General features: G+C 51.2%; 23 protein-coding genes and 1 riboswitch. Of the genes, 10 read left to right on the top strand and 13 right to left on the bottom strand.

The window, feature by feature from the left end:
• Nucleotides 1-87: 87 nt before the first annotated feature.
• Nucleotides 88-810, bottom strand: a complete 723-nt coding sequence (locus ACRPK8_RS07625) for an SDR family oxidoreductase (protein ID WP_432237671.1) — start codon at nucleotides 808-810, stop codon at nucleotides 88-90.
• 140 nt (nucleotides 811-950) lie between these two features.
• On the opposite strand from ACRPK8_RS07625, the gene ACRPK8_RS07620 reads away from it, so the two are divergent.
• Nucleotides 951-1,271, top strand: coding sequence for a winged helix-turn-helix transcriptional regulator (locus ACRPK8_RS07620; RefSeq protein WP_432237741.1), 321 nt, complete (start codon nucleotides 951-953; stop codon nucleotides 1,269-1,271).
• Between the two features lie 14 nt (nucleotides 1,272-1,285).
• Here the strand turns inward: ACRPK8_RS07620 and ACRPK8_RS07615 are convergent, their stop codons facing one another.
• The 3 genes from ACRPK8_RS07615 to ACRPK8_RS07605 are packed head-to-tail and all read right to left on the bottom strand — an operon-like array spanning nucleotide 1,286 to nucleotide 4,214.
• Nucleotides 1,286-2,260, bottom strand: a complete 975-nt coding sequence (locus ACRPK8_RS07615) for a hypothetical protein (RefSeq protein ID WP_432237670.1) — start codon at nucleotides 2,258-2,260, stop codon at nucleotides 1,286-1,288.
• Nucleotides 2,257-3,303: a DUF58 domain-containing protein gene (locus tag ACRPK8_RS07610; RefSeq protein WP_432237669.1), complete on the bottom strand. Its 1,047-nt coding sequence runs from the start codon at nucleotides 3,301-3,303 to the stop codon at nucleotides 2,257-2,259. The genes ACRPK8_RS07615 and ACRPK8_RS07610 overlap by 4 nt, the downstream gene beginning before the upstream one ends.
• A 2-nt stretch (nucleotides 3,304-3,305) precedes the next feature.
• Complete coding sequence (locus tag ACRPK8_RS07605; protein ID WP_432237668.1) at nucleotides 3,306-4,214, bottom strand: AAA family ATPase; 909 nt, start codon at nucleotides 4,212-4,214, stop codon at nucleotides 3,306-3,308.
• Between the two features lie 225 nt (nucleotides 4,215-4,439).
• On the opposite strand from ACRPK8_RS07605, the gene ACRPK8_RS07600 reads away from it, so the two are divergent.
• Nucleotides 4,440-4,667: a hypothetical protein gene (locus ACRPK8_RS07600; RefSeq protein WP_432237667.1), complete on the top strand. Its 228-nt coding sequence runs from the start codon at nucleotides 4,440-4,442 to the stop codon at nucleotides 4,665-4,667.
• Nucleotides 4,668-4,700: 33 nt separating this feature from the next.
• Here the strand turns inward: ACRPK8_RS07600 and ACRPK8_RS07595 are convergent, their stop codons facing one another.
• The 9 genes from ACRPK8_RS07595 to ACRPK8_RS07555 form a co-directional block, all read right to left on the bottom strand.
• A complete protein-coding gene (locus tag ACRPK8_RS07595; protein ID WP_432237666.1) occupies nucleotides 4,701-4,916 on the bottom strand; it encodes a DUF3006 domain-containing protein in 216 nt (71 codons plus the stop codon).
• Nucleotides 4,917-4,937: 21 nt separating this feature from the next.
• Nucleotides 4,938-5,801, bottom strand: coding sequence for a ComEC/Rec2 family competence protein (locus ACRPK8_RS07590; RefSeq protein WP_432237665.1), 864 nt, complete (start codon nucleotides 5,799-5,801; stop codon nucleotides 4,938-4,940).
• On the bottom strand, nucleotides 5,795-6,346 hold the full coding sequence (locus tag ACRPK8_RS07585; protein WP_432237664.1) for a histidine phosphatase family protein: 552 nt from the start codon (nucleotides 6,344-6,346) through the stop codon (nucleotides 5,795-5,797). Before ACRPK8_RS07585 ends, ACRPK8_RS07590 begins: the two co-directional genes overlap by 7 nt.
• Nucleotides 6,347-6,392: 46 nt before the next feature.
• Entirely contained in the window at nucleotides 6,393-7,187 is a 795-nt protein-coding gene (locus ACRPK8_RS07580; protein ID WP_432237663.1) for a DUF3307 domain-containing protein, read from the bottom strand.
• Nucleotides 7,184-7,831 carry a hypothetical protein gene (locus ACRPK8_RS07575; RefSeq protein WP_432237662.1) on the bottom strand — a complete coding sequence of 216 codons (648 nt, stop codon included), beginning with the start codon at nucleotides 7,829-7,831 and terminating at the stop codon, nucleotides 7,184-7,186. Before ACRPK8_RS07575 ends, ACRPK8_RS07580 begins: the two co-directional genes overlap by 4 nt.
• 284 nt (nucleotides 7,832-8,115) lie before the next feature.
• On the bottom strand, nucleotides 8,116-8,586 hold the full coding sequence (locus ACRPK8_RS07570) for an NUDIX domain-containing protein (RefSeq protein WP_235504877.1): 471 nt from the start codon (nucleotides 8,584-8,586) through the stop codon (nucleotides 8,116-8,118).
• 298 nt (nucleotides 8,587-8,884) lie between these two features.
• Nucleotides 8,885-11,290, bottom strand: coding sequence for a DNA topoisomerase IV subunit A (gene parC / locus ACRPK8_RS07565; protein ID WP_432237661.1), 2,406 nt, complete (start codon nucleotides 11,288-11,290; stop codon nucleotides 8,885-8,887).
• A complete protein-coding gene (gene parE, locus ACRPK8_RS07560) occupies nucleotides 11,283-13,253 on the bottom strand; it encodes a DNA topoisomerase IV subunit B (protein ID WP_432237660.1) in 1,971 nt (656 codons plus the stop codon). Before parE ends, parC begins: the two co-directional genes overlap by 8 nt.
• A 178-nt stretch (nucleotides 13,254-13,431) precedes the next feature.
• Nucleotides 13,432-13,833 (bottom strand): CoA-binding protein, encoded by a 402-nt coding sequence (locus ACRPK8_RS07555; protein ID WP_195865041.1) that lies wholly within the window; start codon nucleotides 13,831-13,833, stop codon nucleotides 13,432-13,434.
• 429 nt (nucleotides 13,834-14,262) lie between these two features.
• Here ACRPK8_RS07555 and ACRPK8_RS07550 point away from each other — a divergent pair, with 429 nt between their 5' ends.
• The 8 genes from ACRPK8_RS07550 to ACRPK8_RS07515 all read left to right on the top strand — a co-directional run bounded on the left by ACRPK8_RS07550 (nucleotide 14,263) and on the right by ACRPK8_RS07515 (nucleotide 24,092).
• On the top strand, nucleotides 14,263-15,303 hold the full coding sequence (locus tag ACRPK8_RS07550; protein WP_432237659.1) for a tyrosine-type recombinase/integrase: 1,041 nt from the start codon (nucleotides 14,263-14,265) through the stop codon (nucleotides 15,301-15,303).
• Between the two features lie 30 nt (nucleotides 15,304-15,333).
• Nucleotides 15,334-17,943 carry a DEAD/DEAH box helicase gene (locus ACRPK8_RS07545; RefSeq protein WP_432237658.1) on the top strand — a complete coding sequence of 870 codons (2,610 nt, stop codon included), beginning with the start codon at nucleotides 15,334-15,336 and terminating at the stop codon, nucleotides 17,941-17,943.
• A complete protein-coding gene (locus ACRPK8_RS07540; protein ID WP_432237657.1) occupies nucleotides 17,940-18,470 on the top strand; it encodes a glycerol-3-phosphate acyltransferase in 531 nt (176 codons plus the stop codon). The genes ACRPK8_RS07545 and ACRPK8_RS07540 overlap by 4 nt, the downstream gene beginning before the upstream one ends.
• Before the next feature lie 12 nt (nucleotides 18,471-18,482).
• On the top strand, nucleotides 18,483-20,033 hold the full coding sequence (locus tag ACRPK8_RS07535; protein WP_432237656.1) for a GNAT family N-acetyltransferase: 1,551 nt from the start codon (nucleotides 18,483-18,485) through the stop codon (nucleotides 20,031-20,033).
• A 291-nt stretch (nucleotides 20,034-20,324) separates the two neighbouring features.
• A complete protein-coding gene (locus ACRPK8_RS07530; protein WP_432237655.1) occupies nucleotides 20,325-21,002 on the top strand; it encodes a 50S ribosomal protein L25/general stress protein Ctc in 678 nt (225 codons plus the stop codon).
• 96 nt (nucleotides 21,003-21,098) lie between these two features.
• A riboswitch (TPP riboswitch) is annotated at nucleotides 21,099-21,198 on the top strand.
• A gap of 101 nt (nucleotides 21,199-21,299) precedes the next feature.
• Entirely contained in the window at nucleotides 21,300-21,872 is a 573-nt protein-coding gene (locus ACRPK8_RS07525; RefSeq protein WP_432237654.1) for an ECF transporter S component, read from the top strand.
• On the top strand, nucleotides 21,869-23,398 hold the full coding sequence (locus tag ACRPK8_RS07520; protein ID WP_432237653.1) for an ABC transporter ATP-binding protein: 1,530 nt from the start codon (nucleotides 21,869-21,871) through the stop codon (nucleotides 23,396-23,398). The genes ACRPK8_RS07525 and ACRPK8_RS07520 overlap by 4 nt, the downstream gene beginning before the upstream one ends.
• A complete protein-coding gene (locus ACRPK8_RS07515) occupies nucleotides 23,370-24,092 on the top strand; it encodes an energy-coupling factor transporter transmembrane component T family protein (protein ID WP_432237652.1) in 723 nt (240 codons plus the stop codon). The genes ACRPK8_RS07520 and ACRPK8_RS07515 overlap by 29 nt, the downstream gene beginning before the upstream one ends.
• Nucleotides 24,093-24,146 lie beyond the last annotated feature (54 nt).

Genomic DNA, 24,146 nt, shown 5'->3' with positions numbered 1-24,146 from the left:
AATTGATGCTGAAAAGTAAAAAGACTCCAATTCAGGAGTCTTTTTTTGTTTCCTCTGATCAGTTCGCTCACTCGCGTCTTTTGTGCGTTAATCGAGTTGTTTCGTTGGTGCTAAGACGATTTCCCGGATGTTGACATGTTGGGGCTGTTCAAAAGCGAACAATACGGTATCCGCGACAACCTGCGGATCGAGTCCACCGTCAATCGACTGTTTCCATTCGTTGTAGCCGTCCTTGATTGCATCACTCGTCGTGTGACCGAGTAATTCTGTCTCGACGACACCTGGGGCAATCGTCATGACACGAACGCCATGCGACGCGACTTCTCCCCGGACGTTCTCACTCATCGCATGAACGGCGAATTTCGTGCCGACATACGCCGCGTGATCGGCGAACGTCTTTTTCCCGGCAATCGAGCTGATGTTGATGATTGTTCCGGTCTTGCGTTTTACCATCGACGGGAGGACTGCCTGCATACCATGTAAGACACCGAGCGCGTTGACGTCAAACATCTCTTCCCATTCTGCCGCGTCTTGTGTCTCGATTTGACCGAGTAACATCCGTCCGGCATTGTTGATGATGGCTTCGACCGGTCCGAACGCTTCCGTCGCGTCTGCTAACGCTGCGTCGAGAGCCGCCCGGTCAGTGGCTGCGACTTGGCGGATTAAGACGTCGTCCGAGGCAAGAGGCGCAAGACGGTCAACTCGGCGCCCGAGCAATAAGACACGGTACCCTTTCTGAATGAACGTGTGAGCAATCGCATGCCCGATGCCTGATGTCGCTCCGGTGATCGCGATGAATCCTGGTTTCATGATATCGTCTCCTTATTTGATATGATAGATTGAAGATAACAGAGGGAAGCCATTCCGAGAAGTACGCACTTTTTGGTCAGTGAGTTACCTTTTGGTAAGGGAGTGAGTGTACGGTGTATTTAAATGAGTTCGACGCGACGATGCGTCAGATTCAAGGTAAGTGGAAAGTGATGATCTTGTATGAACTTCATGAAGAGGGGACGGTCCGTTTTAATACGCTCGAGCGATATATCCAGGACGTCTCACCGAAGACGCTGACGCAGCAACTGAAGCAACTCGAACAGGATGGCTTGATCACCCGGACGGTCTATCCGGAAGTGCCACCACGCGTCGAATATGCCTTAAGCGCGAAAGGTACGTCCTTGATTCCACTACTCGATGCCATCTGCGACTGGGGACTTGCGACGACACCCCGGAACCAATTGATGCGGACGTTATGCGACGAAGCCCCTGCTCCATGAGCAAGGGCTTTTTGTCAGCGTTCGATTTGTTCCCGTACTTGCCGACGGAAGGTCTGAATATCGTAGGCGGGTTCACTTGGGCTAAACTCGATGCCGTCAATCAGACGGGCGTTTGGTGACGCATCCGGGAACTCGATCCGTGTCAGCCATTCAAGCGTCGTCTCCTCATGTCGTCTCGGGAAAGCTTGCTCAAGTTGCGAAGCTATCTTCAAGAGCGGGTGATGACTATGCCGCTTTGGCGCATGTGCCCGGATCTGTTTAGACTGCTTGACGGTTTGTTCTCTTTCGAGGGCTACGACTTTTCGTTTCCGGATGACATAGAGTGTGGTCGCTACGAGCACGAGGGTCATGATCGCCATCACGATCCAGAGCCAATTGGACGTTCCGGCATCGATCGTCGAGCGTCCGACGTTTTGCACACCTTTGATGTTATTTAAACCGGTCGCCTGATTCGTCATCGTGTCCGCTTTTCGACTAAGCGGCTCCGTCCACAGGAACAGCGAACCGAATGCTTCCAATAGCGGACGAATCGTACTCGTGACGGATCCGACGAGGGCTTCTTTACTGAGTCGTAAGATGACAGCAAGGAGCAGACCGCCACCCAGCATCAGAGCGACCGTCGGGAAGATGCGACGCCACTCCGTCATATAGGTGATGACGAAGGGATAGGCGACGACGAGGAAGAAGAGGGCAAATGCACCAAGTGGTGGTGTTGCTCCCGGGAATAAGACCATCACGACACCGATGACCAGCGCACTTGCAGCGTAACGCCACGTCGAATCGACCGTATCAAGAAACGCGGTCCAGGCGACGAAGACGAGGGCTAAAACGCTAGCTACGGGAGAGAGGAAAAACAATGATCCCGCTACGAGTAACTGTAACCCAATTCGAATCGAACGATGCGGCACGAAGGCGAGTGCCGGAAGAGCGAGCGCAAGATAGAACGGAACCGGTAACAGACTTGCAAGAAAGATCCACCAGAGAATCATGCGCTCACTCCTTTCTGCCGGTGACCAAGATGAATTTCCGCTGTTGTCGACGGCACGCTACGCTGTAATCGTTTCGTGAAGTACCGACGTTCGAGCGGTAAATCGTACTCCGAAATCCGGGCGAGACATTCCATCGTCCGCAGGAATTGCTGTTTTCCGGTACCGGACGGGACATGATACCACTGGCCCGACCGATTGACCATCGAAATCCAGAGACTATAGGAAGCGCCTTGTTTCTCGAGTTCACGGATGATCGTTGCGGCACGTGATAAAAGTTTCTCGAAGTCCGAACGGAGGGCGAGTCCATCTGCTGACAGACCGTCGACGATCACGGCATAGTCATGATTCCGCTTCCGGTCATACTGGTAGGAATACAATTCATTGGTCTTCGCATAAGCCGACCAGTAGATCGACTTCGCATCACCCGAATAGGGAACGACGGAATGAAAGCTCGACCGATCGGTGAACGGACTCGAGCGATCAATCGTCTCACCGGGAATCATCCGCTCATTCCACTCGACGGACGCGGGCGCAAAGTCAGGAAAGACGTGACCCAGCTCCTGGATGTTCAGCGTCACATAGATCGTCGTCAGATGAAACGGATCCGAAATCATGACGTCAAACGATTGAATCCGGATCGTTCCCCGGTGGGCCGCAATGACATCAATCGAAAACGGAACGATCGTCTGCTTGCCGATATAAAGATGCTGCCGCCAAAATTGGCTGTTTGCATCCGGAATCTTTATCTGATCCCCGAGTAATCCGGAAATCGTGATCCGTCCGAGCGGTAACTTCGTCGTATTCGTCAGTTCGAACGGGATCTGCATCGCCTCCTCCCGAAAAGCACGAACCGTTTCAAGGAGACGTACATCGATCCGTCTTGCGACGTATTCGAGATAATACGGCATCAACCAGCCATATAACGTATAGGCAAACAAGAGTGCGGCAACCCAAATGGAGCCATATAGCCCGAAAAAGATTCCGAGTACGCCTGTCATCGCGAGGATGACCAATTGAAAGGCTTTTGGTGTAATCAGTTGCATGGTTACACCTCAGTCGGGACAGTCAGTGACTCAAGGACCTGCTGGACGAGTCGTTCATTCGACAGTTTCAGCGTCGCTTCGAGCGTCAGGACGAGTCGGTGGGCGAGAAGCGGTGTCGCCAAATGTTTGATGTCCTCAGGTGTCACGTACGTCCGCTCCTGCATCCAGGCACGTGCTTTCGCTGCTTTCAAGAGCGCAAGCGTCGCCCGAGGACTCGGTCCAATCTCAACGTCACGATGGGCACGGAGAGCATCACAGACGTCGAGTAAGTAGTTTTCGACGCTATCCTCAATCGAGACAGCGATGACCTCTTCTTTCCAGTCATTGAGCTGTTCGAGCGGAATGTGCAGCTCGGCTGCTGTCAGATGTGCCCCGCGTAATAATGCTTTTTCCGCCTGACGTGTCAGGGGAGCAAACGATAACTTGAACAAGAAACGGTCAAGCTGGGCATGGGGCAGCGGGAATGTTCCGTGTCCATCGAACGGGTTTTGCGTCGCGATGACGAGAAAGTGTTGTGGCAGCGTATAGGATGTATCCCCAATCGTCACCTGCGCCTCCGCCATCGCCTCTAATAGGGCGGACTGGGTACGTGGTGTCGTCCGGTTGATTTCGTCAACGAGGACGATGTTCGCAAACAATGGACCAAAGCGTTGTTCGAATGATCCTGTCAGTGGATTGAATAACTCCATCCCGAGTAGATCGGTCGGTAACGTATCCGCTGTACACTGCACGCGGGAAAATTTCGCTTCGAGTGTCTGTGCCAGCGCTTTTGCTAATGTCGTTTTCCCAGTCCCCGGCCGGTCTTCGAGTAAAACATGACCTTCTGCGAGTAAACCCATCAATAAATGATCAATCACGTCGTCCTGACCAAGAACGGATTGTTTGAGTGATGTCCGTAACGTTTGAAACATGGATGATTCCCCCTTAAGTAAGATGCTTCGTATTTCTAAAGTGTACGAAAATTCAGAATAAACCGCCAGTGATTTCCCTAAAACGACAGGTATTGAACTACGTCTCTTTTCTATACTACCAGTTTCAACCAAAAGTTTCGTGAACTAGCAAAATAATTGAAACAGGAGGATGAAGTTCCTTAGCGAATAAGAACAATACCGTTACTAGAACAGGGGGATGGACAGATGAGACCACATACGACCGAATCGAACGCTGCTACAGGTGAGCCGCAAGATGTGGCTACCAGTCCGATTGACGACTATCAACGTGCTGTTGCCGGAGGACCACCGAACCGTCGCGCCTTTGCTGTGATCCGTCGATTGCCAATTGGATTACGAATCCTTACGTACACGATAGGTACCGTGTTCGCAGCAGGCATCATCGCCGGGCTCGTCATCAGCCTGTTGAATTAAAAAAGACCCCCTCAGTGTCCTGAGGAAGTCCCTTCACTCTTCAAAGAGGTCATCCATCAAATCGGTGATCTCTTTTTTACGTGTATCCGTCTCCTCGCGTAAGATTCGGATCGACCGCCCCGTCCAATCGAGTCGATCACCAATCGTCGCCTGACGCGGTAAACGGTTTTTCGGTAACGTGATTGTCTCGCGGTCGTCCGTCTCACAAATGGCCAGATCCTCTTCAAAATCAGATAGGGTCAGCCGCATCTGATGCACCTCCACGTTTGATTATTCCGGTCGTAAGTCGGTTCGGTTTGATTCCGTGATTTTGTCACCAGTTGAGGTATACTGAATCGTTCCGGTTTGATCCGTTCGGTCAATCGTAATTTTTTCTTTTTTCAAATCCTGTAAGACCGAAGGACGTGGGTGACGGTAGGCGTTGTCCTTACCTGCTGAAATCAACGCCCGTTTCGGTTGGACAGCTTGTAGGAAGGGCAGGGAGGACGACGTGTCTGCTCCGTGATGCCCAAGTTTCAAGACGTCGGCACGGAGATCTTCCGCCGACTCCAGCAATTGTCGTTCCGTCCGAATCGGTGCGTCGCCCATGAAGAGGAACCGGTCCTGTCCGTTTTCGACGCGGAGGACAGCGCTCCAGCTGTTGAGATCCTGCGTTCCGTCCGTCAACGGGGCAAGGAACGTAAAGCGTGCGGCTTCACTCGGAATCTCAAGACCCGCTTTGACCGGTTTGATTGTCACACCCTCACGTTTGACGGCAAGGAGAAAATCACGGTACGTCTCCGTCGTATGCGTGACGCGCGGGGCATAGACACTCTCAACCGGAAACGCATCGAGGACCGTATCGAGTCCACCGATATGGTCAGCGTCTGGATGTGTTGCAACAATGGCGGTCAGGCGTTTCACACCGAGTTCGTTTAGATAACGGACGACATCTTCCCCTTTGCCGTTATTCCCGCCGTCAATCAAGATCGCATCCTCTTTCGTCCGGATGAACGTGCTATCCCCTTGACCGACGTCGAAGCCGTAGACCTCCATCTGTCCTGCCGTTGGGGCAGGGGGCGCTTCATCCCGTGTCGTATAAAAGATGACGACTAAACAGAGCGCCAGTAAAATCGTTGATCCCCACTTTAACATGACGATTCCTCTTTCTCGAACAGATAGAGCATGCCGTTACGGGGATGACCGAATCGTGGTCCGCGGTAACCCCGGCGCTTCAGTGCAGCGCGCATCAGAATCATCATGCCGCCGTGACCGACGAGTAAGACCCGCTCATCGTCTTCAAACGACAACTGATTCAACAAGACCTCAATCCGTTCGTTCGCATCCTTGATTTCCGCTTGAATCCGTTTGCTGAACGGGGCTGCGAGCCGGCCGATGACCGCCCAGCCGATGAACGGCAAGCGGAGATTCGACCGGATCGTCGGAAACGGTACCTCCCGCAGTAAATCCGTCACGATGATTTCTTTATCGTAAACGCTCTGAGCCGTCTGCACGGCGCGCGGCATACTACTCGCATAACAGACCGTCCAGTCGATTTGTCCGAGCTCGACCGGTTGAATATCGATGTCTGATGTATCGTACCGTTCAATCCATTGTTCGATGTCGCTGGCGCTGATCCAGCCTGTTGTCGGGTAACCTTCCGTCACCCGGTGATGTCTGACTAAGCCGATTTGTTTCATGGTTCATACGACGGACCAAACCGTCTCCCTCACTTTCATTCACCGTTTACACTGCGACGCGAATCGCGAGTCCACATAAGATGGCTCCTAATATACTGAGTAAACTGCCGATGATGTAATATTCCGCAAAGCGGCGATCTTCAAACTGTTTAAAGCGGGCTAGTGCCTTCAATGCAATGACGAACCCGATCGCACCGGTTGCGTTCGTTGCGACGAGCAGGGTGATGATCGCCCGTTCGACAAGACCGATATAGCGTCCGATCCCGTTTAATTCCGTCGTATAGCTCCGGGCAGAATCTTCGACTTCATGTGTGACCGTCCTCGAAACGCCGTCTAATTGCTCCTTGCGGGTCACTTTCCGCTCGAAATGCGATTCAATCAGTCGTGGCGCAAACGGAAGGAGCAGCAGGGAAATCCCGTGTCCAAGCAGTTCCGTCGTCACTAAACTGAAACAGAGAATCCACAGGATTTGCTCCGGGCGTGAGAACGACAGAGACCAATCGACCGGAACGAACACCCACGTCAAGGCGATGATGGCAACGATATGTAACGTTTGATCGATCCAGTACGCCGCCGCCTGCTTGACGCGACGTTTGAGCGGGGAGGCATCGAGCAGGGCGTGAAACACGAGAATGCTTCCTCCTAGCCATCCGGCACTATCAATGCTCAAGGTCCCTCGCATGACGAAAAACGTAAGGACAAACAGCATGAGAACCGCATGGATACTCAAATGACGCAGTAAAACCCGGCGATCGTGATGTTTTCTTGCGGCCATCCGTTTCGTCTGCAGTGGAAAATCAGCCAGCAAGTGGACGAGTAAAAGACTGAGTAAAAGAGTCACCGGATCGCCTCCCAGACCTGAAACTGCTCGAGCGCCTGCGTCAACGCGCCTTCCAAACGCTTCCGTTGCTTGCGCTGTGAGCGGGAGACGAGTTTTGCCACGTTCGCACGGGCATCCTGTTCCTTAAAGCCCATCTTCAGACCGATCTCTTCATACGTATCCTCCGGATATTGATCCATTAAGCGATGGAGCTCGATTTGACGGTCCGTCTTCCCGAAATAAGCGGGGTAGAGCATCTCGAGATAACCGTTCAGCAGGGCGGTCGGTAAATAGGGCGGTCCCGCAAAGGCGATCCGAGACGCAAGTGACTTCGCGTGTTCCTGTGCTTCGAAGGCGTGAATGATCGCACTACCGTTCGCTTCCTCTGCCTGAACCGTCGATACCGTCTCATATTGACCGAAGCCGATCCCGATATAACCAGATAATTCCTGGTTCAAGAGCTGAAGGATGACCGGATAGCTGACTTTATAATCAGCAAAGACTGCCAGTAAGCTGTCACCGGATTTGATTTGAAATGGAACGATACTTGTCGGAAATGCCGCGTTGAGATCATGTGCCAGCGCTCGGAGCTTGTTCAGGAGTACTTCTTTGCTCGGATAATCGCGCGATCCTTTAACGTCGAACGATATGGCAACAGCTTGCAAAATCGATTCCTCCCATCCAATTGTTACCGGAATAGCGGCAACTTTCGATTTGTTACCGATTAAGAGGTAACATTCCCGGTGTTACTGTTAATAGAGTAACAAAAAATGACGGGGAAGACCAACAGGACGATGGACCGATTTTTGAACGACAGGGGGGATTGATCAATAAGACTCAATTCTCGTTTTTTTTAAGTTTACATAACAAATATTATCAATAATTATAAGGATTCGTCTCATAACCAGGGTAAACTTAAGATAGTGAGACAAAACAAAAAAACACGGGATTACCCGTGTTTTCGACAATCGTACGGACGTGTCCGTTCCAATCGGTGAATCAAACGATCTAAGAAAATATGATGGCGGCGTTCAAGTTGTGTGATCCGTTCAAGCGGCAACCACGCGAAATCAAAGAAATCACCGCAATCCTGACCGTCACCAGCCACACAATGCGTCCAGCGGTTCTCCTGGCATTCGATGTGTGCATGGTAGAAATACGTGTAATGGACCCGCATGCGCTCTGGGTAGCGCATCTCTTCTTCACCGACGTACTGAACGGATGCTAACGAGAGACCACTTTCTTCAAGCGTCTCACGGACAGCCGCTTCTTTTGCGATTTCTGCATCTTCGATTGTACCTGCGGGGATCTGCCAATCACTCTCGGGAGCCGATTGTGGATGAAAAACAAGTAGTTCCCATCCGTTAGGTTTTTCCCGAGTGATATAGATTGCTACTTTTTCGCGACGTCTGAATTTCATCTTCATCACCTCTCCAAGGTCGGCAGATTGCACAACAAGCAGCTAAAGGGACGGTCCCGTAGCTGCTTGATCGATTGACGCTATAAGCAAAGCTGCGGAGACGCGTGACCCGACGCTTGATTGTGACGAATCGTGACCTGACTATTTCCTCTATTGTAGCCGTTATTGGTCAGTGTTTCAATTTGTAAACGATATTTCACGCAATAAATCTCAAAATTCCGAGCATTCGTCTCAAAATCCCCCTCTCCTGCCCCGCTAGATGCAAAAAAGCTCCCCCGTTATCCGGAGGAGCCGCGTCTTATCGTGTATACCAATCGAGCAATGGACCGAATTTATCTTCGTCATAGGCAAATGAACCGTTCGACAGGCGATCAAGGAACGATAACGAGCCGATTTGGATCGTTTTCTCCTGCTCTTTCCCGCTGAGGACCAATTCCTTCGCTTGTGTGACATCAATCAATGCTGCGACCTGGTGTGGTTTGGATTTCAAATCACGGAGCAACTGCAAGCCGCGGAGCGCCCGGCTCGAGACTTGGAACTGATCCGCGAGACGCATCTTCTTCAGGGCACCGCGTTGCGTCAAGAGAACGATCTGTGGTGCTTCCTTAAAGCCGATTGCACCTGCGACAACATCCTGATCCTTCAGGTTGATCGCCTTGACACCGGCAGCCCGGACACCAACGACCGGGACGTCGTCTTCCGTGAACCAGAGACCGAAGCCGTTCTGCGTCGCGAGGAAGAGATCCGTTTGACCCGTCGAGACCTGCGCATACAAGACTTCGTCGTCTGCCTTCAGACGAACGCCTTGGAGCGGTTTAGACTTCCGCTGCGCGTTGTAGTCACTCAGTTTCGAGCGTTTGACCATCCCTTGACGGGTGACAAATAAGCAATGCTGTGCTTCGTCGAACGAACGGACGAGATCCGCTGAGAGAACGCGGTCTCCTGGTTCGAGTGGAACGAGGTTCGCGACGTGTTGGCCGCCATCCTTCCACTTCGTATCCGGCAATTGATGGACCGGAATCAGCAAGTAGTTGCCGCGAACGGTCCAGACGATCAAGTGATCGGTCGTCATCGCTTGTCCTTGGAGCAACGGACGATCCTGTTCCTTCAAGTCCGGCAAGTCGTTCGAAGCACCGAATGAACGGAGTGACGAGCGTTTGACATAGCCGTTTTTCGATAGGAAGACCATCGTTTCCTCGACAGCGATCATGACTTCCGTCTTCAGCTTCAGTTCTTCGACTTCCGCTTCAATCGTCGAACGACGTTTGTCCGCAACCTGTTCCTTCAAGACCGTCAATTCCTTGATGATAAGACGATTTCGGGTCTTTTCATCGTTGAGGATCTTCTCGAGACGAGCAATTTCCTTCTCGAGTTTTGCTGCTTCTTCCTGCAACTCGACGATATCGGTATTCGTTAACCGGTACAGCTGAAGCATGACGACGGCTTCCGCTTGACGATCCGTGAAGTTGAAGCGCGCAATCAGCTTGTCCTTCGCATCCGCTTTGTTTGACGCAGACCGGATCAAGGCAAGTGTCTCATCGAGGACAGAGATCGCTGTCATCAAGGCAGAGACGACTTCTTGACGGCGTTTTGCTTGTTCGAGATCAAACGCTGTCCGGCGAATGACGACTTCCTTAACGTGTGCAAGGTAAGCATCAAGCAGCGTCAAGACGCCCATTTGCCGCGGTGTCCGCTCGTGGATTGCGACCATATTGTAGTTATAGGCAATTTGTAGGTCCGTTTGTTTAAGGTAGAAGTGCAAGACACCTTCTGCGTCTGCTTCCTTCTTCAACTCGATGACGACACGTAAACCGTCGCGATCGGTCTCGTCACGAACTTCGGCAACACCTTCGACCTTTTTATCAAGACGGAGTTCTTCCATCCGTTTGACAAGGTTCGCTTTGTTGACCTCATACGGGAGCTCCGTGATGACGATTTGCTGACGACCGCCCCGCAGTGTCTCGATCGTTGAGCGCGAACGGATAATGACTTTCCCGCGTCCTGTTTCAAAAGCTTTCTTAATGCCGTCAAGGCCTTGTACAACACCACCCGTCGGAAAATCAGGTCCTTGCATATGCGTTAATAGATCATCAACGTTCTGAACTGTACCAGAGATCCGACCAATCGCAGCATCGAGGACTTCTCCCGCGTGGTGCGGTGGAATCTCGGTTGCATAACCGGCGGAAATCCCTGTCGAACCGTTCATTAGCAAGTTCGGCAATAGTGATGGCAAGACGAGTGGCTCTTCCGTCGTATCATCGAAGTTGAGCGTGTAATCGACGGTCTGTTTGTTAATCCCGTCGAGAATCAGACTCGAGACTTTCGACAGACGGGCTTCCGTATACCGCATTGCTGCCGCACTATCGCCGTCGATCGATCCGTTGTTCCCTTGCATATCAATCAACGGATAACGCAGTTTCCACTCTTGACTCAAGCGAACCATCGCTTCATAGACCGACGAGTCACCGTGTGGGTGGTAGTTACCGATGACGACACCGACCGTCTTCGCCGATTTCCGGTAGGCACGGTCGAACAGGTTGCCTTCCGTATGCATCGCGTAGAGAATACGGCGTTGTACCGGTTTCAGACCATCGCGGGCATCCGGTAAGGCACGATCTTGGATGATATATTTCGAATAACGACCAAACCGGTCGCCGACAACTTGCTCGAGCGACAGGTTCAGGATGTTTTGTAGATTAGACATGTTCGTTCACACTCTCTTTCGTCACGTGCTCGTTCTCGATGATCGAGAGGTCTTCCGCGAGACCGAAGGCGACATTGTCCTCGATCCACGTCCGACGGTGCCCGACATTGTCGCCCATGAGGACAGAGACCCGTTTTTCAGCAACCGCGGCATCGTCGATCGTGACCCGAATCAACGTCCGTGTCTCCGGATCCATCGTTGTTTCCCAGAGTTGCGGTGCATTCATCTCCCCGAGTCCTTTGTAACGCTGGATCATATAACCTTTACCGAATTTCTTCGTCGTTTTCTTGAGCGTCTCTTCGTCCCAGACGTATTCAAACTTCTCTGATTTGCCTTTCCCTTTTGAGACGCGATAGAGCGGTGGTAAGGCAACGAAGACCTTCCCAGCGTCAATCAACGGGCGCATGTAGCGGAAGAAGAACGTCAACAGCAAGACTTGGATGTGCGCACCATCCGTATCAGCATCGGTCATGATGATGACTTTGTCGAAATTACAATCTGACAAGTCGAAATCAGCGCCGACACCGCCGCCGATCGCGTGAATGATTGTATTGATCTCTTCATTTTTCATGATGTCAGCGAGTTTCGCTTTTTCCGTGTTCAGAACCTTACCGCGCAGTGGCAGGATCGCTTGGAACGTCCGGTTTCGTCCTTGTTTTGCGGAACCACCGGCAGAGTCACCCTCGACGAGGAACAATTCATTCTTGTCCGCGTTCTTCGAAGCCGCAGGTGTCAGTTTTCCGTTCAAGATGCTCGAACGTTTCTTCTTTTTCCCGTTACGTGCTTCTTCGCGCGCTTTGCGTGCTGCTTCACGCGCTTGTGCGGCGCGGATCGCTTTTTTGATTAACAGCGTCGCCGTTTGTGGGTTCTCTTCCAAGTAGGTCGAGAGACGACGGCTGATGACAGCGTCACAGCTCGTCCGTGCTTCCGGTGAACCGAGTTTTGACTTCGTTTGTCCTTCGAACTGGAGGAATTCTTCCGGAATCCGGATCGAAACGATCATCGTCAACCCTTCACGGATGTCGTTTCCGTCGAGGTTCTTATCCTTTTCCTTCAAGAGCGTGTTCTTTCGGGCATATTCATTCATAACCCGTGTCATCGCCGTTTTCGCGCCAACTTCGTGTGTTCCACCGTCGCGTGTCCGGACGTTGTTGACAAATGACAGGACGTTTTCCGAGTAGGCATCCGTGAACTGGAAGGCGATGTCGACTTCGATCTCGTTTTCCGTTCCTTCGAAGGCGACTGTCGGATGAAGCGTATCTTTATCATCGTTCAAGTACTGGACGAATTCACTAACACCGTCTTCATACTGGAAAATATCTAATTTATCGGACCGTTCGTCCGTCAACGTAATCTTCAGACCTTTTAGCAAGAAGGCTGATTCGCGTAAGCGTTCCGCGAGCGTATCGTAGTTGTATGTCAACGTACTGAAGATTGAGCCGTCTGGCTTAAAGTAGACGCTCGTTCCTTTTTGACGTGTCGTACCCGTTTCAAGCAACGTCGTCTTCGGCATCCCACCGTTTTCAAACGTTTGCTCATATTGTTTCCCGTCACGGAAGATCGTTACTTTCAAGTCCGTTGACAGAGCGTTAACGACTGACGCCCCAACGCCGTGTAAGCCACCGGACGTCTTATAACCGCCCTGACCGAACTTACCACCGGCATGTAACACAGTGAAGATGACTTCTGCTGTTGGTTTACCAGACGCATGCATCCCCGTTGGCATTCCGCGTCCGTGGTCACGAACCGTAATCGCATTATCTTTATGGATCGTGACATCAATTTGTTCCCCGAACCCTGCAAGCGCCTCATCAATCGCGTTATCGACGATCTCGTAGACGAGATGGTGAAGTCCACGGTGATCGGTTGAACCGATATACATACCTGGGCGCTTCCGGACTGCTTCGAGTCCTTCGAGCACCTGTATGGCATCATCATTGTAGTTATTTAAGTCTGTCGCCATTCATTTCACCTCAAAATTCGAAATTACGACGTCGTTTTTACAAACGTTCGTTCGTTATTTCAAGTAGTCTGTCTCTAATTGTAGGCATCTTCTTGCTTCCTGACAAGCATAACCTGTAACGCGCATGAAAAAAGACACCTTCACGGACGGGTGAAGATGCCTGAAATCGTGCGATAACTCACAGATATTGATGCTCGATTTTGATGCAACGATTCTCAATATATGGAATTCCGGCGCCAAGTGCAAGACTCTCGGCTTCGACACTTGAGAGACCAAGCTGATTCCAAATCATCCCGACATCGCCGTGAGCGACAGCATCTTTGGCGACATCCGCTAAAAACTCAGACCGACGGAAGACGTCGACGATATCGATGTGTCCTGGAATGCTCGCGACACTCGGATAGACTTTTTGCCCGTTCCACTCGTTTAATGTCGGATTGACCGGAATGACTTCGTAGCCATGTTGGACTAAGTAGTCGGCAATCCAGTTCGCGGTCTTCCCGGAATCACTCGAGATGCCGACGACGGCAATCCGTTTCGCATCCTTCAAATATTGACGTGCTTGTTGATCGGTAATCATCTAGAACTCCCCCTTATGAAAATAACTCTTACCTAACACTCTATACCCGAACCAAGGTGAAGTATGCGAAATCGAGCATGTTTTCGACGTTTTTCAGAAATCGTCTTGAAATCAAATGAGTCGACCGATGACCCGTCGAACAGCTTCTCGATGCAACTGAGAGCGAAATTGAATATTCATTCTTTTTTGATGATTTAGGTGACATAATACTATTATTGTTATTAAAGAAAACATTATAGCTCAAAAACCATAAAAATAGATTAAATTCTCACGTGCATCGAGTTGACCGACGACCCATCTGATACATTGTCGATGCAACTGAGAGCTCCCTGTCTGACAATTTAACATTGCGTGAAATAACTATTTCACGCAAACAAGTGTCTGTCGTACCAACGTTTGGTATACTACTACTAGAGGGGTGATTGTCGGATGAGTTTATTTAAAAACCTAGGAAAAACGATACATAAAACGACCGTTTCAGCTACAGCACCAGCGATTCCCGGTTACGAGCGGATGCCACGCTTCATTCAGTCCTATTTGGATCAGTTAGCAGCTAAACATTTCTCAATAGCAACGATGCGTCGCTACGTCTACGATTACGAAGCATTCTTCCAATTCGTCGCGGCGGCGTCGGGTGAAGAAGTGACGGCGCGGGATATTCCACTTGAGTCGTTTGTCGAGATTGACGCAGCAGGGATCGAAGCCTACGCCGAATACCTGGCCTTAACAAAACAAAATGCACCAAGCGTCATCAACCGGAAGTTATCGGCGTTACAGTCATTGTTCCGTTATTTGGTCGATACGGGTCTACTGTCGGAAAATCCGGTCGCAAAAGTCAACCGACCGAAACAAGCGAAGCGGGAACCGGTTTACCTAACGAAACGCGAATGGGACGAATTGATTCAATTATTACCATCAAACGTTGAGATGAACGACCGCGAAGCGTCGCATTATGAACGCGATCGCGTCCGTGACGTGACGTTATTCCAATTGCTCGGTTATAGCGGTATGCGGTTGAGTGAGATGACCCAACTCGTCTGGAACGATGTCGATTTCCACGAAAATACGCTCCGCGTCATCGGGAAAGGTAACAAAGAACGACTGATTCCGCTAGCAAAACCAGCCCGGATTGCCTTGCGCAAGTATGCGATTCATTATCAGATGCCAACGAGCGGAGCCGTGCCTGTCTTCCAAAAACACGGGAAACCACTCAGTCCACGGGCAGTCCAGCATATTTTGCAGCGGCACACGGAACGATTAAAACCGGTCCTCCCCTTTTTGGAACGCAAAAAAATCACACCACATAAACTGCGGCATACGTTTGCGACACGACTAGCGACTGCCGGCGTCGATGTCCTGACGATCCAGCAGTTACTCGGTCACGAATCGGTTGCAACGACACAAGTCTATGCCCATATCGGTGATTCCGAGAAAAAACGTGCCGTCGATTTATTTGATGGTGAACGATAATCATATTATGTTAACTAAAGGTGGGATAGCATGAATTACGGGCTCAGTGAACGTAAAATCAAACAAATGTCTGATGCCTATGCCTTTCGACGGGGTAAGAAATATGTCGCCGCTCGAAAGGTCACGTTACACAATTACCGGATGGGTGACGAACTGATCGAGGCAAGCGTCGACGGTGAGGAACGATTCACGGTGACCGTCCGCGTTAAAGCGCACGGTGTTGACGCTGGTTGCAACTGTCCGTCGCTTGCGATGGATACATCGTTTTGCGGGCATATCGTCGCCGTTTTACTGGCGATGCATCATGTGCAGGCGCACGGTACACCGACACCGCTGTCGCCGCAAATCCGTCCGTTCTCGGCAATTCAAGTCGACGACGCCGGCGCGCGCAACTATTTACGCAGTCTCACACCCGATCGTCGGGTGGCGATCCATTTTGAATTGACCGGTCCCGTCGTCACGCTCAAACGATTGATGGACAATCAACAGCATCAGTTGTCCCTACCCTACTTCGATCGGTTGCTTGAACAGACGGAGTATTTGCAGCGGGTCGCAGATGTTTCGTTCAGTCCTGATTTGCAGGAACGAATCGTCTCCGGAACGCCAATCGTCAAGTTGCATCTTGACCGAACGGCTCGGGAAGTCGAAGTCCGCGTGTCGTTTGATTATCAAGGGATTCAGCTGAATCCGCTCGACGAAGCGATTTACGCTGGGCGCGATCAAGTAACGGAGCAAAGTGTCTTACGCTTCTTACGTGAATTCCAAGCAACGCCACGAGACATGCGCTACATCATCACGCGTGACGCCGCGCAATATGCCTTTCTGCGGAGTCTGCTTGACGAACGGGTCGCGCTCGGTCAACTGGAGTTATTTGCAACGCAAGCGATTCGGACAACACTACCGAAAGGACCATTTCACCCGCGGATCGACGTCGACGTGACGGACCGACTCGACTGGCTCGTGTTCAACTTTTCGATGGACGGGATTCCGGAAGACGAGCTGAAACGTGTCCTGAAGTCGCTCGTCTTACAAAAACGCTATCACCGCTTGAAATCCGGTCAATTTGTCTCACTAGAGACACGGGCCTTCGAGCAGTTACAACGGGTTCTCGCCCAGATGGAAGCAAGTGAACGGGACTTACGCGATGGACGGATCGTCTTACCTGCCGTCCGGAACATGAAGCATCTAATTGGCGCCTCCATCCTCCATCTTCACGCCGATTTACTGGAGAAATGGCTTGAATTAAAATCGGGACAAGGATTCCGGCTCGACTTGCCGAATTCGTTAGAGTCACGACTCTATCCGTATCAACGGACGGGCATCCAATTTCTGAAGAATCTGGACGCACAAGGGTGTCACGGGATTTTAGCCGATGAGATGGGGCTCGGGAAGACGATTCAAGCAATTGGTTATGTCGCAACGATCCCTGACTGCCGCGCGCTCATCGTCGCGCCGGCGTCACTCCTCCGCAACTGGGAAGCGGAACTGAAGCGCTTTTTACCCGATCGACCGGTTCATGTCGTCACCGGTTCTCAAACAAGCCGACTCCGCGAACTGGAGCACTTAGCTGACGATACGGTAACGATCGTCTCCTATACGACGCTTCGGACCGACGTCCGCCGCCATCCCGTATATGACGTCGTCTTCTTTGATGAAGCACAGCACTTGAAAAATCCGCAGTCACAAACGGTCAGTCAACTACGGCATCTGCAGGCAAAACGTCGGTTTGCTTTAACGGGAACGCCACTTGAAAATCGTCCGCGTGATATCTGGTCGATCTTTCATGTCTTATTCCCGGAATTACTGCCGGATCTAATGACGTTTGAGAAATGGTCGTTTGATGATATGCAACAGTTCATCCAACCGTTCTTATTGCGACGTGAGAAAAAAGATGTCTTACAGGACTTACCGAAGAAACAGATCGAGCATCATTATGTTGAACTCGGACCGAATCAAAAACGGTTATATGCATCGTATCTCGCCAAACTGCAACTCGAGACGCTACAACATTTAGACGAGACGAAACGCGAGGATCGCTTGAAGTTACTGGCTGGCTTAACACGGTTACGGCAAATTTGTAACGATCCGGGATTATTCGTCGAGGGGTATACGGGGGAAGCGACAAAACGAACGCGGCTACTGTCGTTAATTGCTGAAAAACGAGCAGCCGGGAAGCGGATCTTGATTTTCTCGCAGTATACGCAGATGCTTGAACGTATTCGCTCGGATCTCGCGCAACGTCACCTCCCCCACTTCCTCTTGACGGGTGAGACACCGCTTGAAGACCGGGTGGCGTTATGCGATCGGTTCAATGACGGTGAAGTCGATCTGTTCTTGATTTCCCTTAAGGCTGGTGGAACAGGACTCAACCTTGCGTCTGCCGATACCGTCATTCTGTTTGACAGCTGGTGGAATCCGGCTGTCGAACAACAGGCGGCCGACCGTGCTCACCGGCTTGGACAACAGTCTGACGTAACCGTCATCAAACTGCTGACTCGCGGGACGATCGAAGAAAAGATGACGGAATTGCAAGAGCGAAAAGCCCAAATGGTCGATGCCGTCCTGACGGCACCGGACAGTGATGCCTTGACCGTCAAGGAACTCGTTCATCTCGTAACGACAAAGGAGGAACAACGGTGATCCTTGATCTCCTGCTTGGTTATCTCATCGGCAGCATTCTTGGCGGTACGCTCTGGAAGTACGTCAGCCGTACCGATTTGGCACAGGTCGGTTCCGGAAACATCGGTGCCCGTAACGCCCATCGCGCCGGTGGGATTCCGGCCTTTTTATTCGTCTACTTGTTTGATGCCGCGAAGACCGTCCTTGCCTTGCATCTAACGGACGCGTTTTATCCCGTTGCTCTTGCCGTGCTGATCGGTCACTTATTTCCGTTGTTTCACCCGCGGCGTGGCGGCAAAGGGTACGCCGTGTTTTCGGGAATCGTCTTCGCCATCACACCATGGGCATACCTAGGTGGATTAGTCATACTCGGTCTGTCTTATCTCGTAACGAAAGATAGCGTCAAAGCGGGGCTGATCCCGGTTATTCTACTCCCACTACTACCTGTCTCCTTTAATGCGGGACCGATCAACATCTTGTGTACCGTTGCTGCGAGTCTACTTGTCCTGTGGGCTCATGACGCACTTCACAAGCCAGTCATGACATAAGGAGGACGTCTCATGATCGACTTTTCCATTGCAACTGCGAACGACGCGGAAGCAATCCATGAATTGAACTACCTCACTTTTACGGAAGAGATTCCGCAACACCAACCGAACCTCGAACGGAAACGGATTGATCGGTTCCATGATCAGAACACGTACTTAATTGGTAAGGAAGACGATCGACTCGTCGCGATGATCGCCATTCGTAAACATCGTCCCTTTTCACTAGAAGAAAAAGGCGTGACGTTAGACGAGACACTGACAGACCCAGCGGAAATCCGCTTACTCAGCGTTCGACCGGAATACCGCAATAGCCGTACGTTCATGCAATTGATGCGCTTTTTGATGGTCTACTTGGAGCGGGAGTCAATCGACTACGTTTATATTAGTGGCACGACGCGGGAAGCAAAACTCTATGCCCGGTTCGGCTTTACGCCAATCGCAGCGACGCTTGGTAGTGGCGATGCCCAGTTCGTACCGATGTTGTTGTCACGGGCGACGTATGAACGGTCCGTCATCGCGGACGTCTTACGTCCTCTGCATTTTCTCGCAGGACCCGTCGAAGTCGCGCCGGCGGTTCGTCAAGCAGCGCAACAAGCACCACGTCCGCACCGGACAGCCTCGATACGACAACTCGATCAAGATTTACGTGGACGGATGTGTCAGTTGCTGGATTTGCCGCATGTCTCGATGGCTGTCGGCAGCGGTACGCTTGCCAACGATATCGTGGCGCAACAACTGAGCGGACATGGATTGATCCTAAACGGTGGCGAGTTCGGTCAACGCTTAATCGATCACGCAGCACGTGCCGGAAAGTCATTCGATGTTCACACGCTTCCGCTTGGTCATGCGATCAACGTGGAGCAACTTGCACATCAACTGAATGAGGCGACATACGATTGGGTCTGGTTAACGCATTGTGAGACGTCGACCGGTGTCCTCTATGACCTTGATGCGGTAAAAGCACTGTTACCTCAACGAACCGCACTCGTCGTCGATGCGATCAGTGCCGTCGGGACCGGGCGTTTTTCATACGCTGGCTGTACCTTCGTCACGACCGTTTCCGGAAAAGCGATCGGTGGATTACCAGGCCTTGCGTTCATCGGGCACGTTGACAGCATCCTGCCGTCTCCTCGGATTCCACGTTATCTGGATCTCGGCCTCTATGCGAATGGCGTCGCTTTTTCCGGTTCTTCAAATCTATTGCTCGCCTGTCAGGCGGCATTGGATGCGCTCGATCTCGATCAAGCAGCGATCAAGATGACCTATCTCGAACAAGCCGTCCGTGCTACGGGGTTCCAACTGCTCGCGCAACAAGAAGCCCAAGCACCAGGCATCCTGACGATCGTCCATCCGTCCGCTACCGAGTTAGGCGACGCTCTCCGCATTCAGGGCTATCACGTCCAGTACGAAAGTGACTATCTCGTTCGCAATCAATGGCTCCAAATTTCGACGATGGGACAGACGACGATGCGGCAAATGGAACGTCTCATCCGAGTATTAGTCCGTGAAAACCAACGCATCACCATAAAAAATGAAAAAAATGAAAGACCTCTTAACCCTTGATTTCAAGCGGTTTGGAGGTCTTCCGACTTTAAAAAATAAAAAAAGAGGTTTAAGGATTTAAAACATAGGGGTATAAACTCACTAGCACCGCATCAAACCGGTGACTTATTCACACATGTTTCTCAATATCAGCGTAATGACCTGGGAGAGAAATGCAAAGTCACGAAAGCGTCAGGCTCAATGCGAGTCTGAAACCGATTGTCTTAGCATGATTCATATTGTTCAGGATTCGTCCTGCTCCTACATTCATTACCTTTTGAGGGCTATACCAAATTCAAGGGGGAAATGAACATGTCAGTTAAATTAACAGCCGAAAAACGCGAGGTACGTCCACGCTCACTCCGTAAACAATTACGTCATGAAGGAAAAGCTCTTGGTGTCGTGTATGGTTACAAAGTGGAAAGTACACCAATCGCATTCGAAGAAAAAGAATTGCTTAAAATCGTCCGAGAAAACGGGGAGAACGTCTTAATCTCACTCAAACTCGACGGTAAAAATATTAACGTCTTGATTAACCGCCGTGATATGGATGTCTTCACACCAACTGTCGATCACGTTGAATTCATCGCCGTGAAAATGGATGAAGAGACAGAAGTGGAAGCAGACGTCGTACTCGTTGGCGAAGCAGCTGGAGCAAAAGTCGGCGGATTCCTATCACAGACACTCTTTAAAGTAACCGTTGCAGCAACACCAGATAAATTACCAGAGAACGTCGAAGTTGACGTCACGAACCTCGAAATCGGTGATTCGATTTCTGTCGCTGATCTTCCAGAGGAAAAAGATTTCCGCATCGTCACGGAAGGTGATATTCAAGTTGCGGCAGTCGTCGAGTCGACACTCGAGCAGGATCTTGAAGAAATCGAAGAAGCAGAAGCTGAGGCGCAAGCGGAAGCTGGCGAAGACAATGAAGCGGAAGCAACAGAAGAATCTTCAGAAGAAGCAGCTGAAGACAACGAAGACAACAAATAAGTTCTTCAACGATACGCCACTTGTGGCGTATCGTTTTTTTGTGTCTTGACAATAGACAGAAGATTGCCTAAAGTGAACAGCGTATCAACTATTCACTATATCCACTAGGGGAGCCCATTTGGCTGAGACGATTCACTTCGGACCCTTCGAACCTGATCTAGTTCATACTAGCGTAGGAAAGTGGAGCGATCACATCCAATGACTCCTGCTGCGCGCAGTTTTTCTGAGGACCGCTCTCTTTTTTACGGAGGGCGGTCTTTTTTGGCATCTCCCCTATCCTAAAGGAGGACGTATTTGATGAAACACTGGAAAATGAAAGAAATCATGGTCATGATGATGCTCGCTGTCGCTTGCGGGGTCATCTATCTTGGCTGGTCGACGCTCTATTTACCAATCTCCGCCATCTTCGGACCTGTCGGTGCCAACTGGATGTTTGGCATCTGGATCATTGCGAGTCCGCTCGTCGCAGCAATCATCCAAAAGCCAGGTGCCGCTCTGATCGCGGAAATCGTCGCAGCAGCCGTCGAATTGTTCACGGGGAGTCACTTCGGTTTATCCGCTCTTCTAATCGGTGTCTGCCAAGGGCTTGGCGCGGAACTCGTCTTTGCGATGACGCGTTATCGCCGTTATGACACCTGGACGTTGATGTTATCAGGTGTCGGAGCCGCTGTCGGGAGTATCGTCTACAGTCTGATCGCGAACGGATTCGGTTACTACACGACGACGACGTTGCTTGCGACGATTGGCTTACAATTGATTAGTGGTGCGTTACTCGGCGGTTTACTTGCAGCGATTCTCGTCCGTCGCCTTGTTGCGACCGGTGTCTTGAACGGATTTGCCGCAGGACGTGCGAAACGGGAAGTCGCATGATTACTGTCGACGATCTCAGCATCCGTTATCCGGCGCAGGAGAAACAGGTCCTCGATCATGTATCGCTGACGATCAATCAAGGGACGACGCTCCTACTTGGACGAAGCGGGAGTGGGAAGACGACACTGCTTCATGCCCTTGCTGGACTGACACCGGAGACGATTGAAGTCGAACAGACCGGAACCGTTACCCGGTCCGGTTCGGTCGGAGTACTGTTTCAAAATCCAGAAGAACAGTTTTGTATGGAAACGATCGGACGGGAAATCGCCTTTAGTTTAGAAAACCGGTCGATTCCACGCGAAGAGATGGATGAACGAATTGAGCAGTTACTGGCACTCGTTGGTCTCGACCTCCCCTTCTCGACACCTGTTTCGAGTCTTTCTGGGGGAATGAAACAACGCCTCGCACTCGCTGCGGTTCTGGCACTCGAACCGACGATCTTATTACTCGATGAACCGACGGCTCAGATTGATCCAATCGGACAGGGCGAGTTGATGGCATTGATCTTCCAAATTCAGAAGGAACACGATTTGACCATTGTCTTGATCGAGCACCAACTCGATGTCTGTCTACCGTACGTCGATCAGGTCGTCTTGCTTGAGGACGGATCGATAACTGAGATAGCACATCCGCGCGAGCTATTCCCGCATGCTTATGAACGCCTTCAAACGAAAGGGATCGCTGTCCCGTCGCTCTTTCCTTATACAATCAAGACATTACCAGCGGAGGGACCACAAGCGGAGCGACTTCGTGTGACGCCACCTCCAACTACAGCTGGTCTTCCTTTGTTACACGCTGCTAGGTTATCGACGAAAGTCCCGTATTTACTTAAAGACGTCACCGTTTCATTTCGAAGTGGTGAATGGGTGATGGTGCTCGGAGCAAACGGTTCCGGAAAAAGTACGTTGCTTGCAACACTCGGTCGCTTGCTCCCCCATCTTGGAACATATCAGTTCCAGAGTCGACCGGTCGAACGTTATTCCCGGCGTCGTTTTTATGAACAGGTCGGTTACGTTTTCCAGCAACCGGATCTGCAGTTTCTCAAGCTGACGGTCGAAGCGGAAATCGACTGGAGTCACCGGGAAGCTGCAAACGATGCGCGCACGGCGTTACTCGAACACCTGGAACTGACATCCGTCAAGCAGCAGTCACCGCTTGCGCTCAGCACCGGGCAACAACGACGGCTCAGCGTCGCGACGATGCTCGGACAGGCGAAAGAGCTGTTATTACTCGATGAACCAACGTTCGGACAAGACGGGTTGACGACACGGCGTTTAATGGAGCAGTTGTTAATGGAACAACAGAACGGAACGACACTCGTCATGGCAACGCATGATATGGAGCTCGTTGCCCGTTACGCGCAGCGTGTCCTCGTCCTGGAGCAAGGGCGGATTGCTTTTGACGGGTGTCCGAGCGAGTTATTCGCTGACGTTGCATTACTCGAACGCTGTCAGCTACAACGTCCCCTGTCCGATCAATTCCAGGAGGTGTTACGCGATGCAGACGAACGCGTCCCCGTTCGCTAAACTCAATCCCGTCATCAAAGGAAGTGGATTGTTTTTGATGATGTTTGCCCTGATCGCAACGACCGACTGGGGCAAAACGCTGGTGTTCCTTGGATTAGCCACCGGTATACTTCTTCTGTCCGGATGGGGTCCCGTCGATTTCTTGAAGCGGCTCGCCCCTTATAGTCTGTTGTTCCTGTTGACGTTCTGGATGATGGCGGCTTTCGGTAAAGGAACGAACGTCCTCTGGTCGTTCGGTTGGTTTCATGTTACGACGGAAAGTGTCATGCACGGCTGGTTACTTGCCTTGCGGATGGCAACGTTCGTCTGCTTGAGTCTCGCCTTCGTCACGACGACCGATGCGACCCGGTTCGTGATGAGCTTGATCCATCAGGCGAAGATATCTCCTCGCTTCGCCTATGGATTCCTTGCCGGGATTCGCTTTCTGCCGCAACTAGTCGAAGAAGTCCGCGTCTTACGGCAAGTCCGGATGATCCGCAACGTGCAGAGTCGTTTTCCTGGTGATGCGTTCCTATCAATCGGCTTACCACTCTTTACGCGTTCAATCCAGCGGGCAGAGCGGATGGCAATCGCCCTTGAAGCGCGGCATTTTTCAGCAGAGCGGACGTATTACGAGGTACCGGTCGTTCAGCGTCAGGATGTTATCTATCTCATGGTCATCCTCCTGTTTATCAGTCTTGTCTTTTGGCTATGATTACCGCCACCCGTATCCGGGTACACTCTAGCAAGACAGATTGAAGGAGAACGA

Origin of the sequence: Exiguobacterium sp. TDN 0502, assembly GCF_050846835.1 — a bacterium.
In the GTDB taxonomy this organism is placed as follows: Bacteria; Bacillota; Bacilli; order Exiguobacteriales; family Exiguobacteriaceae; genus Exiguobacterium_A.
The sequence above is the reverse complement of the archived record's forward strand: the minus strand, read 5'-3'. Positions and strand labels throughout refer to the sequence as shown.